14 protein-coding genes are annotated in these 15,833 nt (G+C 52.0%); 10 read left to right on the plus strand and 4 right to left on the minus strand.

Going from position 1 to position 15,833, the window contains the following annotated elements; all coding sequences use genetic code 11:
- Window position 1: 1 nt before the first annotated feature.
- Together BT142_RS12480 and BT142_RS12485 are read left to right on the plus strand one after the other, a co-directional pair.
- Complete coding sequence (locus tag BT142_RS12480; RefSeq protein ID WP_072418528.1) at window positions 2-679, plus strand: ABC transporter ATP-binding protein; 678 nt, start codon at window positions 2-4, stop codon at window positions 677-679.
- Complete coding sequence (locus BT142_RS12485) at window positions 679-1,182, plus strand: GNAT family N-acetyltransferase (protein WP_072418529.1); 504 nt, start codon at window positions 679-681, stop codon at window positions 1,180-1,182. The genes BT142_RS12480 and BT142_RS12485 overlap by 1 nt, the downstream gene beginning before the upstream one ends.
- Window positions 1,183-1,241: 59 nt before the next feature.
- Here BT142_RS12485 and BT142_RS12490 read toward each other — a convergent pair whose 3' ends face one another.
- From BT142_RS12490 to pdxS, 3 genes are read right to left on the minus strand one after another with little or no spacing between them, the layout of a single operon-like run.
- Window positions 1,242-2,315 (minus strand): MocR-like pyridoxine biosynthesis transcription factor PdxR, encoded by a 1,074-nt coding sequence (locus BT142_RS12490; protein WP_072418530.1) that lies wholly within the window; start codon window positions 2,313-2,315, stop codon window positions 1,242-1,244.
- A gap of 30 nt (window positions 2,316-2,345) precedes the next feature.
- The gene (gene pdxT / locus BT142_RS12495; RefSeq protein ID WP_072418531.1) at window positions 2,346-2,915 is read right to left on the minus strand and encodes a pyridoxal 5'-phosphate synthase glutaminase subunit PdxT; all 570 of its coding nucleotides are present in this window, start codon (window positions 2,913-2,915) and stop codon (window positions 2,346-2,348) included.
- Window position 2,916: 1 nt separating this feature from the next.
- Window positions 2,917-3,792: a pyridoxal 5'-phosphate synthase lyase subunit PdxS gene (pdxS, locus tag BT142_RS12500; protein ID WP_347497674.1), complete on the minus strand. Its 876-nt coding sequence runs from the start codon at window positions 3,790-3,792 to the stop codon at window positions 2,917-2,919.
- Between the two features lie 577 nt (window positions 3,793-4,369).
- On the opposite strand from pdxS, the gene BT142_RS12505 reads away from it, so the two are divergent.
- On the plus strand, window positions 4,370-5,755 hold the full coding sequence (locus tag BT142_RS12505) for a glutamate-cysteine ligase family protein (RefSeq protein WP_072418533.1): 1,386 nt from the start codon (window positions 4,370-4,372) through the stop codon (window positions 5,753-5,755).
- 67 nt (window positions 5,756-5,822) lie between these two features.
- Here BT142_RS12505 and BT142_RS12510 read toward each other — a convergent pair whose 3' ends face one another.
- Window positions 5,823-6,875, minus strand: coding sequence for an Ldh family oxidoreductase (locus tag BT142_RS12510; protein WP_072418534.1), 1,053 nt, complete (start codon window positions 6,873-6,875; stop codon window positions 5,823-5,825).
- A gap of 462 nt (window positions 6,876-7,337) precedes the next feature.
- On the opposite strand from BT142_RS12510, the gene BT142_RS12515 reads away from it, so the two are divergent.
- From BT142_RS12515 to BT142_RS12545, 7 genes are all read left to right on the plus strand, one after another.
- Window positions 7,338-8,237: an iron-containing alcohol dehydrogenase gene (locus tag BT142_RS12515; protein WP_072418535.1), complete on the plus strand. Its 900-nt coding sequence runs from the start codon at window positions 7,338-7,340 to the stop codon at window positions 8,235-8,237.
- Window positions 8,238-8,412: 175 nt separating this feature from the next.
- Window positions 8,413-9,603: a pyridoxal phosphate-dependent aminotransferase gene (locus BT142_RS12520; protein WP_072418536.1), complete on the plus strand. Its 1,191-nt coding sequence runs from the start codon at window positions 8,413-8,415 to the stop codon at window positions 9,601-9,603.
- Between the two features lie 5 nt (window positions 9,604-9,608).
- Complete coding sequence (locus BT142_RS12525) at window positions 9,609-10,454, plus strand: ABC transporter ATP-binding protein (RefSeq protein ID WP_072418537.1); 846 nt, start codon at window positions 9,609-9,611, stop codon at window positions 10,452-10,454.
- Window positions 10,454-11,365: an ABC transporter permease gene (locus BT142_RS12530; RefSeq protein ID WP_072418538.1), complete on the plus strand. Its 912-nt coding sequence runs from the start codon at window positions 10,454-10,456 to the stop codon at window positions 11,363-11,365. The genes BT142_RS12525 and BT142_RS12530 overlap by 1 nt, the downstream gene beginning before the upstream one ends.
- An 82-nt stretch (window positions 11,366-11,447) precedes the next feature.
- Window positions 11,448-12,545 carry an ABC transporter substrate-binding protein gene (locus BT142_RS12535; RefSeq protein ID WP_072418539.1) on the plus strand — a complete coding sequence of 366 codons (1,098 nt, stop codon included), beginning with the start codon at window positions 11,448-11,450 and terminating at the stop codon, window positions 12,543-12,545.
- 15 nt (window positions 12,546-12,560) lie between these two features.
- A complete protein-coding gene (locus BT142_RS12540; RefSeq protein ID WP_072418540.1) occupies window positions 12,561-13,475 on the plus strand; it encodes an ABC transporter permease in 915 nt (304 codons plus the stop codon).
- A gap of 360 nt (window positions 13,476-13,835) precedes the next feature.
- Window positions 13,836-15,806 carry a bifunctional diguanylate cyclase/phosphodiesterase gene (locus BT142_RS12545; protein WP_072418541.1) on the plus strand — a complete coding sequence of 657 codons (1,971 nt, stop codon included), beginning with the start codon at window positions 13,836-13,838 and terminating at the stop codon, window positions 15,804-15,806.
- Window positions 15,807-15,833 lie beyond the last annotated feature (27 nt).

Below are 15,833 nucleotides of genomic sequence, written 5' to 3' on the forward strand. Positions count from 1 at the left end.
TATGCAGATCTCCGCAAAAGGAGTAAGCAAGAGCTATACCAAACATAACCGCAGCATCTCCGCATTGAATCCCACCGATATCGAGATACAGAGCGGCAAGCTCACGGTTATATTCGGGCGTTCGGGCAGCGGAAAAACTACGCTGCTGAACATCCTCTCGGGACTTCTGAACCCGACTGAGGGAAGCGTCAGCTACGACGACAAGGACATCTACAGTCTGACCGACAGCGAGCTTTCACAGCTCCGCGGCAGGGAAATTGGATACATCCCCCAGGGGCAGAGCGGACTTTCTGTGCTCACGGTCAAGGAAAACGTACTGCTGCCGACAGCGGTCGCAGGCAAGAACAACGCACAGCAGAGAGCGGACGAACTGCTCCATCTGGTGGGACTTGACGAGTTTTCACAGGCGTACCCGAATGAGCTTTCGGGCGGCGAGCTCCGTAGGCTCGCGATCGCAAGAGCACTGATAAATTCGCCGCAGGTGGTTTTTGCGGACGAACCGACCAACGACCTCGACGACGAGAACACACGTCTTGTGTTCGGACTTCTGAAAAAAGCCGCGGCGGACGGTGCGGCAGTCGTGGCAGTCACGCACGACAAAGCTGCGTCGGAATTCGCGGACATCGAGTACCGCATGGACGGCGGAAATCTGACACAGACAGAAACGGAGGAACAGTAATGGCAAATGCGGCTGATGAAGTCCTGATAAGTCAGGCGAGCCTCGATGACATCAGGGAACTTCACGAAATAGAAAAACACGCTTTTTCCGCTGAAAAGGCGGCGACCTTCGAGGCGTTCGAGTATCGGATCACGAACTTTCCACAGTGGTTTTTCAAGGCGGAATCAAACGGAAAGATTGTCGGTCTTATCGACGGCAGCAGTTCGGATCAGCCCTACATAACCGACAAGCTCTACGAAAATGGCGGCGGTTACGACGACAGCGGCGAGAATCTGCTGATCTACGGTCTGGCAGTCGCCCCCGAAAGCCGAGGAAACGGCATCGCTCACAAGCTGATGAGCCATCTGCTTACCGAAGCGAAAAAGGCAGGCAAGAAACACGTTTCTCTCACCTGTAAGGAATCGCTGATCGGGTTTTACGAGGGCATGGGCTACTCGAATCACGGACTGTCCGAGTCGGTGCTCGGAGATGTGGTCAGCTACGATATGGAACTCTATCTTTAAGTCGAAATATATAAAAAACCGCAGGTTTGTAAAGACCTGCGGTTTTTGCTGTTTCAAATTTACAAAGACTTGTTGCGGATCCTGCTGATAGTCCGCTCGAACTCGCCGCTGTCCAGCCACTCGGCGAGGAAATACTGTTCAAGCATCGGCACCGTGCAGGAATAGAACCCAACAGTCCTGTCGTAGAGCGGCAGCAGCTTTTTCGGAAGTATCATGTAACCTGCGCGGATGGAAGGCGCTATCGTCTTTGAGAACGTGTTGATGTAAATGACGTTGCCATCGGTGCTCTGTGCGAACAGCGTCTGCGGAGTTTTTCCGTTTAGAGAGTACTCCGAATCGTAGTCGTCCTCGATGATGACTGCACCTCTTGCACCTGCCCAGCGAAGGTACTCCGAACGCCGTTCCGACGAAGCCGTGATACCGCTCGGGAAGCTGTTGAAAGGTGTGACGTGCAGAATATCCGCATCCGTCCGCCGCAGTTCATCGACCCGAATGCCTTCTTTGTCCATCGCGAGCATATCGCAGACAGCGCCGTTAACGGTGTAGACCTCCCGTATCTTCTCATAGGAGGGCGACTCAAGCGCGACTTTCTTATCTCTGCCCAGCATCTGGATGCATATCCCGTACAGATACTCTGCACCCGAACCGATGATTATCTGTTCGGGTGAGACAGAGATATTGCGGCATCTCGAAAGATACCGCGATATTGCCGAACGCAGTTCGGTACATCCTATATTCGGGGATTTCATCAGTATCCTTTCGCCGTGGTCGAGGATGACTTTTCGCATCATTCCCGCGAAAACCGAGAACGGCACCTCATCGCAGCTGACAGCGTCGGTCTCGGTGCTGTCGGAGGATTTTTCACGGTCAGCGGAAACGGGGAAGAAACTGTCGGGAGAATACTTCACGTAGCATCCGCTTCTCGGACGCATCTCGCAGTAGCCCTCGTCGCACAGCATCTGATACGCATGATCGACCGTGATGACGCTCACAAGGCAGTCTTTAGCCAGCTCGCGTTTTGAAGGCAGTTTTGAGCCGCTGATGAACGCCCCTGCTATTATCCGCTTCCGCAGTTCGCTGTAGATCTGCAAATACGCGGGACTGTCCGAGCCGCGGTCGATACTGATGTACATTTCCCCATCTCCTTTCCTGTCGTGTTTATCTCAGTCCTTATCTTCGATGAGGCTGAAAAAGTGTTCGTAAATCGTCGGGTCGTCTGTCAGCTCAGGGTGAAAGGCAGCCGCAAGCTGTCTGCCCTGTCTGACCGCAACTATCTTACCGTCGTGGACTGAAAGGACTTCCGCACCTCCCCGCGCTTCGGTAACATAAGGCGCACGGATGAACCGCATCTCGGTCTCTGTGTCCGCAAATTTCTCCCTGCACGAGAAGCTGCCCAGCTGCCGACCGTAGGCGTTGCGCCTTACGGTGATGTCCATCGTCCCGAAGCAGGGCTCCTCGCCGCCGTCTATCCCTGACGCAAGAAGTATCATCCCTGCGCAGGTGCCGAGAACGGGAAGTCCGTCGGCTATAGCGTCTCTCAGCGGCGTATACAGCCCCGACCTGTGCAGGAGCTTTTTCATCACGGTGCTTTCGCCGCCCGGAAGGATGAGCCCGTCGAAACTGCCCGAAATGTCCTTCAGACTGCGTATCTCGAAGGCTTCCGCTCCGAGCCGTTCGACAGCCGCGATATGCTCCGCGAATGCCCCTTGCAGTGCAAGAACGCCAATACGCATATCAGATGCCCCTTTCCTCCATGATGATCTTGATCTCATTCTCATTGATGCCGACCATAGCTTCACCGAGGTTTTCGGACAGCTCTGCCAGCTGCTTTGCATCGTTGTAGTTCGTAACTGCGCGGACGATAGCTTCAGCACGCTTCTTCGGGTCGCCCGACTTGAAGATACCCGAACCGACGAACACGCCCTCAGCTCCAAGCTGCATCATGAGCGCCGCGTCGGCAGGTGTTGCAACGCCGCCTGCTGCGAAATTGACTACGGGCAGTCTGCCGCTGTCGTGTACCTGCTTTACCAGGTCGTAAGGCACGCCGAGCTGCTTTGCTTCCTCATAAAGTTCATCCTCATGCAGGGAAACTACGTGACGAATCTGGGAATTCATCTTTCTCATGTGGCGGACAGCCTGCACGATGTCGCCCGTTCCGGGTTCGCCCTTTGTACGTATCATCGAAGCGCCCTCAGCGATCCTGCGGAGTGCCTCGCCAAGGTCTCTCGCACCGCATACGAAAGGAACCTTGAACTGTGTTTTGTCCACATGATAAACATCATCGGCAGGGGAGAGCACTTCGCTCTCGTCGATGTAGTCTATCTCGATCGCTTCGAGTATCTGTGCCTCGGCAAAATGTCCGATACGGCACTTCGCCATAACAGGGATCGAAACAGCCTCCTGTATCGAACGGATCATAGCAGGGTCGCTCATTCTCGAAACGCCGCCCGCAGCGCGGATATCGGCAGGGATCCTTTCGAGAGCCATAACAGCGCAGGCACCTGCCTCCTGTGCTATCTTCGCCTGTTCGGGGGTCGTAACGTCCATGATGACGCCGCCTTTCAACATCTGGGCGAGTTCCTTGTTGAGCTGATATCTGTCTTTCATAATGATTACCTCTTTCTTTTCAGAAGTCCGCGTGTCTGCAACTTTTTTGCTGTGCGGCTTCAATTTTTTATCATTATAACAGATATTCTCACGATTGCATATAACCAGTTTGAGATTATTTTATAATACCAGATAACCTATCTGATATGTAAGGCTTCTGCTGTCCTTGCTATTATTTTATCATTCCTGCGGTTCAGTGTCAAGATTATTTCGGTGAATATTTATTATTTGGCAAATACTATCATATTAGTAGGAATAAACACTGTTATTTCTCGGAAATTTACTGGAATATCTATGAAAATCACGTAATACCGTACTGACAACGTTGCCACATATTTTATGAAATACCGTTTTAAAGCAGTAAACAACAGGTGGATTTACCGATAATTTATGCTTTATCCGTTCTATGCTAACACAAATTTAATCATAATGGAAAGGTTTAGGGGAACAGAGCCACATTTGTGACAACGTTATCTGAATTTCTACTTGACAAATAGGGATTCAGATGCTATAAATAATAACATTATATACACATAATGAGTATAAATACAGATTATATCATCCAAAGGAGAGAAGTACTATGAAAAAAGAGCTTCGTGACGCGATCTACGAAAAATACATTCTGCCGACCAAAGAAAAACGCGAAAGAAAGATCGGCATCGAGATAGAAATGCCTGTCGTCAGGCTTGACGGCAGACCCGTTGACGAGAGAGCCGTTCTTGACGCAGCGCTTGTTTTCGGCGAGCGTTTCGGGTTTGAGCCCGTGGGTCATGACGCGGACGGAAACGTATCTTCGATGCTCAAAAGCTCGACAGGGGATGATCTTTCGTTCGACTGCTCCTACTCAAATCTCGAATTTTCCCTCGGTACAGGCAGCGACCTTTTCGAGATAAAGGCTCGTTTCGACACCTATTTCGCGGCGATAAACGAACTTCTCCTGAAATGCGGCCATACCCTCACAGGCATGGGCATCAACCCGAATTACAGGATAAATTCCAACAGGCCGATTCCCAGCGAGCGCTATCATATGCTCTATCGTTACCTGAGAAAATCCGCAGAATACAAAAGCACATCCGACGGCAGACTTCTGCACGGAAGGTCGGATTTCGGCTTCTTCACCAGCGCTTCACAGGTTCAGCTCGATGTCGGTTACGACGAACTTACAGACGTACTGAACGTGTTCGGAAAGCTCGAACCATATAAAATGCTTCTGTTTGCAAACTCCTTCTGCGACGAGTTCCCCCAGTATCTCTGTTCGAGAAATTTCCTGTGGGAGAACAGTATGCAGGGCTACGACCCACACAATGTCGGACTGTTCGACACGGAGATAGATGATGCCGAAGATATCGTGGAGTACATCGCATCGCAGTCGATGTACAGCGTTATGCGCGACGGAAAATGGCTTGATTTCACCCCGATGAAACTGACCGAATATTTCGATGCCGAGTACGTGAATGCCGAATACTGGGACGGCAAAGAGATCAGATGCACCAGGATAATTCCCGAACCGGCCGACCTGAAATATCACCGCAGCTACAAGTTTGAAGACCTGACGTTCAGAGGAACGGTGGAGTTCCGCAGCGGCTGCACCCAGCCTATCGCCGACAGCATGACCATCGCCGCATTCCACGTCGGTCTGATCGAAAGGCTCGGGGAGCTCAAGGAACTGCTTCTCGGCGACAGGGTGATCTATCATCACGGCTACAGCGCTTCGGAGCTTCAGCGGATGCTCTCTAAAAGGGAGCTGCCGTCCTTTGCCGACAGAACCGCCGTCAGGTCGCAGCTTATCAGGATACTCGACATAGCCGCAAGCGGTCTTGAAGCGAGAGGCAGCGGCGAAGAAAAGCTGTTAGCACCCCTTTACGAACGCGCACAGAAACTCGAAAGCCCTGCACAGCGTATGCTTTCGGGGATCGAAAACAGCAAGAGCCTTGCATACTACATCGAAGAATACGCAAGACTCTGATCTTTACTTATTTTTTATCTGTCTAAATCATACTAAGCCTGTAGAAAGAATATGCTATAAGGCAGTATCAGAAAGCACATTCATCCAATGACATACCGACTCCGAGTTCACCGCCGAGCGAATAAAGCTCGGCGGTCGTTTCGTCATAGATCACAAGACCGTTTTTCTCGGCATCGTCAAAGCTGAGATATTCCTTCTCGCCCGGAATGAAAATGCGCTCCTCGCCTGCCTGCGGCGAATCGAGCATCCTCGCCGCAAAGCTGTCCGCCGCCGCGCCAAAAACCGACGGGTCGATGAACCGCGACACATCTATCGCGATGAAAAACTGCCCGATGCTGTCAAGCGAAGGAGAAGAAGCGGTGTTTTCGGGCGTGATATTGCTGCCGCTGAGTATCCCTGTCAGAAGTTCGATAATGAACGCGAGCCCGTAACCTTTGTAGCCGCCGTAGGGCAGCAGCGCACCGTTGTCGATAGCAGCAGATGGGTCGTCGGTAGGTCTGCCGCTGCCATCAACTGCCCAGCCGAGAGGTATCTTCCTGCCTTCTTTCCGAGCGAAAAACAGCTTGTTATAGGCCGCCTGACTGGTCGCCGCATCGAATATGATCGGTCTGCCCGAAGCAGACGGAAATGCCGCACAGATCGGGTTCGTCCCGATCTCTTTTTTATATCCGTCAAAAGGCGCAACAAGCGGCGGAGTGTTCGTGAATGCGAACCCGATCAGCCCCTGTTCGGCGGCTTCGGCAGCGTAATAAGCTGCCATCCCGAAGTGCGTCGCGTTCTTCACGGATACAGCGGCGATACCCGATTTCTTCGCCTTGTCGATAGCCTTTCTCACGGCAAGTCTTCCAATGGGAGCGCCTGCACCGCGGTCGGCGTCGATGATGGCGGTCGTGTCGTCCTCCCTGACGATCCTGACCTTCGGGGAAATGTTGTAAACACCGCGCTTATACAGCCCCACGTAGTTGCCTACCTGCACAAGCCCGTGCGAACGGACACCGCGCATCTCTGCGGACACAAGATTATCGGCGACTGTTTCGGCATAAGCCTGCGAAAGCCCGACTTTGAGAAAAATTTCCGTGATATAGCCGCGAAGTCTGTTGTGTTCTGCTCTGAAACTCATATCTGTCCCTCCTGTAAATAATACACTGTTCCGATATGTCTGATATGATATTTATGTATTATATCACAGCGCTTCCGAAAAATCAATAGATGCGTACTGCAAAAACCATTCACAGAAAACGTTGTCACCAGACGGGTAAGATCGTGCCGGTCAAGGGCAACGACCATAGCGAATCTTACGATATATCGTAAGATAACGTTATCGCAAAAGCGGAACTCGGTGAATATCCGTTAACAGTTTCACAAAAAATGCGTTGATTCTCCGAAATACAAGACGCATTTTTTTCATGATATGTTTAACAGTTGAGCTGTCAGAGAACACGGGTATGATAACGTTTTCTTCTTTTTGTGTTGACGAAGTGCATTTTTCATGGTATAAATAATATCAATAAATGAAGTAAACGGTTATAAGCATCACGTATAATGCATGATAGATTTTATCTATTACGAAAGGAAAATAGAAATGAGTCTGATAAACATTCCTATTAAATACGAAAATGAGATAAGTCTGGAACAGTCGGGGGAGTTGTTAAGACCGCTCGGCAAAAAGGCTTTGATAATCGCAGGACGGACTGCTTTTGAAAAGGCAGGCGCGAAGCTCGAAACGGCGCTTAAAGACGCAGGTATCGAATACCGAATCGAGATATGGGGCGGTTACCCCACTCAGCAGAAGGCCGCAGAGTTCGGGAAGCTCGCGCAGGAGTACGGCGCGGACTTCGTGATCGGAGCAGGCGGCGGACGGATCCTTGACCTCGCAAAGGCGGCTTCGGAGAACGCATCGCTCGACGTTGTGACAGTCCCGACCATCCCCGCGACCTGCGCGGCTTGGTCAACGCTCTCGGTTCTCTACACCGACGAGGGCAAGCAGGACGTATACGTTTTCAGAAAGCGCTCGCCCGTGCTGATACTCGCCGACAAAAAGCTGCTGCTTGAAGCTCCCGAACGCTACCTCATCGCAGGCGCGGCGGACAGCATCGCCAAGTGGTACGAGCTCAACACCAATTTCAACGCCAACAAAAACGACTTCGCGCTGCGGCTCCAGCTGGCGGTCAGCAAGCTGATTCTGGAGTTCAACGAGACCGAGTTCATCGACGCCTATATAAAAGGAGAGACTAACGAACAGCTGCTCTCCAACACCATAGACTCGAACATTCTTCTGGCGGGTCTTTCGGGAAGCATCGAGGGAAAGGTCGCTTACGGCGGACTGGCACACCACTTCTACAACCAGTCCACGCAGATCGACAATCCGAACAAGCGGCTCCACGGCGAGGTGGTCATCTTCGGACTGAACGTTCAGTTCGCGGCAGAGGGCAAACCCGACGGCGAGATACGCGAATATCTCAGCAGGCTGAAAAAGCTCTGACTTCCCGTAACGCTTGCGGAACTTGGGCTCGACAGCGCTCAGGCGGTCGCAGAGATCGCACGCCGAATGTCGGCGCGGATAACCGACTACGCAGGCAGCGGCAACACCCTCGCACCCGAGCTGCTTGAAGCGGCTATCTTAAAGGTCGATTCACTCGGAAAGGAGCTGTCTTGATATGAAGGGACTAAGCAAGCGTTCTGCGCTCTTCACCGAGTCGAGGATACGCGAGATGACGATACTCGCGAACCAATACAGCGCGATAAACCTCTCGCAGGGGTTCCCCGAGTTTGACCCGCCCGAGTCGCTGAAAAAAGCGCTCGAAGCGCAGGCAAAGACTACTCATCACCAGTACGCACCAAACTGGGGCATCGACGATCTGAGGGCGGCGATCGCTGAAAAGCAGTCGAAGCGGTTCGGTCGGGAGATCGACCCGGTGCATGAGGTGCTCGTGACGGTCGGCTCGACGGAGGGCATGATAAGCACGATGATGTCGGTCCTCGACCCCGGGGATAAGGTGGCGATCTTCTCCCCCTACTACAACAGCTACGCACTCAACGCCGCGATCGTGGGCGCTGAACCGATCTTCGTGCCGCTCAAAGGCAAGAACTTTGACTTCGACGAAAAGGAGCTGGAGGACGCGTTCAGGCAGGGCGCAAAGGCGCTCATCCTCTGCAACCCGTCCAATCCCTGCGGCAAGGTCTACACCCTCGCCGAGCTCGAAACGATAGCAGGGTTAGTAAAAAAATACGACGCTTACGTCTTTACCGACGAGGTGTATGAGCATATCATCTTCGGGGAGAACAAGCATATCAGCCTTGCATCTCTGCCCGGGATGTTCGAGAGGACGGTAACCTGTACCTCGCTTTCAAAGACCTACTCGGTGACGGGCTGGAGACTCGGATATGTGACGGCGCCCTTCGAGATACTCGAACAGATCCGCAAGTTCCACGATGTTTTCACCGTCTGCGCACCGACACCGCTCCAGTACGCGGCGGTCAACGCGCTTCGCTTCGGCGACGAGTACTACGCGGAGCTCAAAGAAGTCTACTCCGCGAAAAAGGAGCGGTTCATCAAGGCTCTCGACAGTCTTGACATCGCCCACAATGAACCGCAGGGCACATACTTCGTCCTGACGGATATCTCAAAATACGGCTACAGCAGCGACCTCGAATTTGCGAAGCTGCTGGTAAAGGACTATGGCATCGCAGGTGTGCCGGGCTTCTGCTTCTTTGCGAAAAAGGAGAACAGATACATCCGTTTCCACTTCGCTAAGAACGACGACACGCTCGACGAAGTGGCACGGCGCTTTGAACGGCTCGAAAATGACAGGATACACGGACGTATCCCGCCCGAGCAGAAAGGATAGAAACTATGGCTACTATAGAATTCAAAAACGTAGACTTCAAATACAGCAATAATTCGACGGAAAATATCCTGAACAACGTCAGCTTCACCATCAAGGAAGGCGAATTTGTCTCGATAATCGGCGGCAGCGGCTGCGGAAAGAGCACGACCCTCAGTCTTCTCTCGGGACTGAACCACGCAAGCGGCGGCAGCGTCACCATCGGCGGCAAGGCTGTCACGGGTCCCGGAAAGGACAGGGGAGTGGTGTTCCAGCACTACGCACTGTTCCCGTGGATGAGGGCAAAGCGCAACGTTGAGTTCGGCATCAGGCAGGTACTCAAAGCCGACAAAAAGACCATCTCCGAGAAAGCGGAGAAGTACTTGAAGCTCGTTGGTCTTGAGGGTTCGGAGCATCTGTTCCCACACCAGCTTTCGGGCGGTATGCAGCAGAGAGTCGCCATCGCGAGACTGCTGGCTATGGAGCCCGACATCCTGCTGATGGATGAGCCCTTCGGCGCTATCGACGCGAAAAACCGTGTTGCTTTGCAGGAGCTGCTGCTCAACCTGCTCGACAGCGAGGATGAGAAAAAGTCGGTGGTGTTCGTGACCCACGACATCGACGAGGCGATTCTCCTCTCCGACCGCATACTGTTCATGCGCGACCACGAGATATACCGCGACCTGAAAGTACCCTTCGAGCGTCCCCGCAGCCGCGAGGAGATCACCGCTTCGGACACCTACCATGAGTTCAGACGCGAGCTGTTCGACCTGTTCTACGACAACGACATCCCGAGACAGGATAAGGAGCCCGAACAACAGAAATCTCCTGTACTGAACTTCGGCTTCGGCAGCCCGATCGGAGCTGTCGGCTGATGAAGAAGATTTTCGACAGGATATATAAACTGCTACCCCACGTACTTCTTGCAGGACTGCTTGTGAGCACGGCTGTTCAGGCGCAGTTCCCGAAAGACACAGTCGGGTATATCACGCTGGCGGCATTGATGCTGGCTGTCGAAGCGGCGCTCATCATCAGGCGGAGAAAGTGGTCGGCATACGGCATCACATCTATCGTCTACGGACTGGTGCTGATCTGGTCGCTTTACCCCGTCATCAACGGCAGAGAGAGCTTTCTGTTCCCGCCGCCCCAGCGCATTTCGGCGATTTTCGTCAGCGATGTGCTGGTGTTTGTCAAGTCGATATTCTCGTCGCTGTGGCTGCTGGTGCTGTCCTTCGTTGTGGCGATGGTCCTCGGGATAGGCTTTGGACTGCTCTGCGGAAAAAATAAGCGCCTGCAAAACGTAGTAATGCCCATCGCAAGAGTACTTTCACCCGTACCTGCGCTGATCTACGCCCCGTATGTGGTGGCAGTCATGCCTAACTTTACGGCGGCGGCGCTGTTCATCATCACGAGCGGACTGTTCTGGCCGGTACTCATCAACGTTATCGTGACGTTACAGCGTTTCGACCCTAAGCTGAAAGACGCGACCGAGGTAATGGATCTCGGCCTGTTCAGCACCATCGCGCATATCTACCTGCCGTACTGTATGCCGTCACTGTTCAACACACTTGCGATGCAGATCTCGAATGCGTTCCTGCTTCTGATCGGCGCAGAGCTGATGGGAATGGACAGCGGACTCGGCTGGTATGTTAAGTACAATTCCGATTTCTCGGATTATGTGAGAGTCATAGCGGGATTCATAGTGATAGGAGCAATTATCGCACTGGTGAATTCTGGGCTCGAAAGAGTAAGAGCGAAGGTTCTTCTCTGGCAGCAGAGCAACTGACCCAAACTGCTTTGCAAATATGAAAAATGTCAACATTAAAGGTGGAGACACCACCTGAAAATACCGAAAGGAAAGTAAGATCATGAAGAGAAAGAATGTTTTGAAGTTTATTTCAGCAGCGGCAGCGAGCGTGCTGCTCATGACCTCATGCGGCTCGTCGGCAGGAAAAGCAGGCGAGACTCACGAGACCACGGATGACGGTCTCACTAAGGTCAGCATCGTTGCAGGCACCGCAGGCGGCGCAAGTGTACTGTCTGTTGTGGCGGCATACGGTGAGTTCGACAAGGAGTACGGACTTGAGTTCGAGCTCCAGACTATCGACACCGCGGCCGACACCCTCGCTGCTACCGAATCTGGCAAGGTGGAGATCGCAGGTTACAGCTCGGCGGCTCCGCTGTCCTACATCGCTGAGGGTCACGACCTTCGCATCATCGGCGGTCTGATGCTCAACTACGAGACGATAATCACCACCACCGAAAACAAGGAAGAGTGGGAAGGCGATATCACCAAAGTCGTTGAGGGCAAGACCATCGGCGTTAACCGCACAAACAGCGGCGATATCGCTCTCCGCGGATGGCTCGTGAACCACGGCGTTGACCTCTCGAAGGTCACCTACAAGGAGCTCGACAGCCCCGCTACAGTCGTTGAGGCTGTAAAGAAGGGCACTGTCGATGCAGGCATCATCAACGGCGGTTACTACCGTCCTGCTGAGGAACAGGGACTTGTCAACGTGAGGTTCATCAAGGATATCATCGGCTCGGATTTCATCTGCTGCCGTCAGATCGTCAGCCCCGAGAACGCCGAGAAGAACCACGACCTCTACGTCAACGTCGAGAAGGCGCTCATCAAGGCTTATGAGCTCTACCAGACCGACCCGAAAAAGACCCTCGAACTTGCAAAGAAATACATCGTTACCGACGAGGACGAGCTGAACTTCATTCTCTACGATTGCGGCGACCTCTACCTCAGCCCCGACCCAAACATCCAGGGCATTTACGACTACTTCAACGGCATGAAGGCTTCGGGCTACATCGACCCCGACAGCGACGTTGACATCACAAAGTACGTCGATACCTCCATCTACAAGGAGGCTCTCGACCAGCTCCTCGCTGAGGATCCCGACAACGCACAGCTCCAGAGACTCAAGTCCGAGTTCAAGGAGACTGCCGAAAAAGCATAAAGTACGGTGAGTTTCTTGACTGAAAAACGTATCAAACCAAGTTATTTCCTTGTTCACATACTGTTTCTGCTGCTGATGGGTGCGGTGTTCGCGCTCCCCGACAAGGTGGAAGTGCCGAGCCATATCCCGTTCGCGGCAGCAGCGGCAGTGATAGAAGTTATCGTGCTGATCCTGCACAAGCGTGAAAACGCACGCGATATCGGGTGCGTGGTGTTCGGGTTCTTCATCGTGTGGGAGCTGTTCACCTCAAAGCTCGTGGCACAGGCGAACTACCTTGTGCCGTCCCCCGAGAACGTGCTGGACATCTACATCACCGACCGCGAGCTGATACTCAAAAACATCGCGACCTCGACAGGATTTCTGACAGCGGGTTTCATCACCGCGGTGGCGTCGGGACTGATACTTGGCATCATCGTCGGCTGGTACAAGGGACTGCGCGAGATATTTATGCCGATAGTCAAGGTCATAACGCCTATCCCGCCGCTGATCTACTCGGCGTACCTGGTGGCGCTGCTTCCGAGCTTCCGAGACGCGTCGGTGGCGATAATCTTTCTCGGCGTGTTCTGGGGAATGTTCCTGAGCGTCATCTACACTGTCAGCTCGATAGACCGCAAGCTGCTTGACTCTGCGGTGGTGCTGAACCTTTCGCAGCCGTCGATATTCATCCATGTGCTGCTGCCGTACAGCCTGCCGAGCGTGCTTTCAAGGCTCAGCAATTCGATATCGGTGGCGTTCATGGTGCTCATCTCAGCCGAGATGCTGGGCGGCAGCTCTGGAATGGGCTGGTACATCAAGTACTCCACCATCTACGGTGAGTATGACAAGACCATCAGCGGCATCATCCTCATAGCCGTTTACGTGACCGTGCTGAATTTCCTGATAAACAGGCTCAGAAAAGTGCTTGTAGTCTGGGAGAACGTCGGCAGCTGACGGATGAATAAAATTATTGAACTCCTTTCTAAACATATGCATTATACGAAGAAGACTCTGTATCGTTTCGGTGCAGGGTCTTCTTTGTGTTATGTTAAATTCGGTTTTGCTTGCCATGCTTAACAATATGGCTAAACTAATAAAAGATAATATTCACAATACAGCCACACAATAAACCAAGCAGGGATAAGGCGTTACCAAAGGCTTTATCCGCATTTTTGCGAAATACTGTTATAATAAACAAATCATCTTCCGATATTTATAATGACAAAACATAATAGGTTATTGACAAATTCTGTATTATTTGTTATAATATTTACAGCTATTACATTATTATAATGTACAAGGAGGGAACGCAGGATGTGTAAACCTTTACCGCACGAAAGAAAAGGCGTATGGAATTATCTGCGCTTCTTTTTCGGTTTCTATAAAAATCCGCCCCACGTTGAAGAACATCTGAAAAACGCAGATGTCAACAGCATGATGTGGCTGAGTTCGATCACCGTTTGTCTGGAGATATTCTTTATCATCCGTTTTATCAATAAATATATGCTCACGGGCGTTTTTACAACAGCGCGTGAATTCATTCAGTACTCCTACGGATACTGGATACTTCTTACCTCAAGTCTGCTGATCTTTTTCTATTCTTTGCTGTACCGAAAGGGCAGGCTTAGGCGGCTGAAAAAACTTAGCCGTCCGTTCGCACTGATCTACACACTCATCGGCATCTATTTCGGTGTCATAACTTCCATAAGTGACCTGCACAAAGGACGCATGATACTTTGCTTCCTGTCAATGTTCATGTTTCTTGCGATGGTGTTTATCTGCCGCCCGTTTATTTCGATACTTCTGATATCGTTTTTCAGCTTCGGCTTCGTTTATATTATCAATCATTACGCGGTCGATGTCAACGGTGCACCGTACCATATGGATGCTGGAGATCAGCTGAATTACTTTACATTCGTCATATGTCTGCTCATAGTGGCGCTGAGCATTTATTTTCAGAGGTATAAGGATGCCACAAAAGCTTACGGTCTCAGATTGGCGGCGATAACCGACGACCTGACGAAGATTCCGAATATGCAGCGTTTTTCACAGCTTGCGAAGGGCTATGTAAAGCAGAGCCTGCAAGCAGGGAAAAAGCCCTATTACCTGGTTTTCGACGTGAGAAATTTCATGACCTTCAACGACTGCTTCGGGTACGACGGCGGTAACGATCTGCTCAGGACAATGGCAATCCTCGTCGAGGAAAACTTTTCCGACGGACTTTATGCGAGACAGTCGGACGACTATTTCATAGTTCTGACCGATGCCGAAAACTACGCGGAACGCGCTCAGAAGGTCCGCAGTTCTCTGAAAGAGACCTATCAGAGCGAGACATATCTTGACGTGATCGTAGGCGCCTACTACGCTTCAAGCGACAATATCGACCCCATGCACGCCGCCGATCTCGCCAGATATGCCCTCGGAAAGATCAAGAACAACAACGCTCTGTTTATCAAAGAGTACGACGAGCAGATGGGCAGGGAACACCGCCTTCGCCAGTATGTGCTCAACAACATCGACAAGGCTGTCAGCAGCGGCTACATCAAAGTCTACTATCAACCCGTTATCTGGTCGGCTGACGGCGGCTTGTGCGGATGCGAAGCACTTGCGCGGTGGGACGATCCCGAGATGGGATTCCTTTCTCCCTATCAGTTCATACCCGTTCTCGAAGACAGCCGCCAGATACACAAACTCGACAGGTGCGTTTACGAGATCGTATTCAGGAATATGCGTTCGATGATAGATCAGGGGCTCCCCGTGCTGCCCACCTCGCTGAACTTCTCTCAGCTGGATTTTGAGCTGATGGATGTCATCGGCGAGCTCGAAGCGCTGACCGAGAAATACGACGTCCCCCGCAAATACATCCATATCGAGATCACCGAGAGCGCCCTTTCCGAGGACGTGAACCGTATGCAGAACGCCATGCTCGTGCTCCACAATAAGGGCTACATGATCTGGCTCGACGACTTCGGCTCGGGCTATTCCTCGATGAACGTTCTGAAGGATTTCCGCTTCGACCTGCTGAAGATAGACATGGAATTCCTGCGGAATTTCAGCGGAAACGAAAATGCCTATAAGATCATCCGAAATATCATCATCCTCGCAGGTCAGCTGAATATGGCGACCCTGACCGAAGGTGTTGAAAATCAGGAGGCTGTGGATTTCCTGAGAGAAGCAGGCTGCGACCGTCTGCAAGGATTTTTCTACGGCAAGCCCATGCCTTACGAAGAGATACTTGCCAAGATCGCCGACGGGACATACCACATCCACACGGAAGGATCCTGAACAGATGGTGCGGCAGACCGTAAAAGG

The organism is Ruminococcus sp. YE71 (assembly GCF_900119155.1).
GTDB lineage: Bacteria > Bacillota > Clostridia > Oscillospirales > Ruminococcaceae > YE71.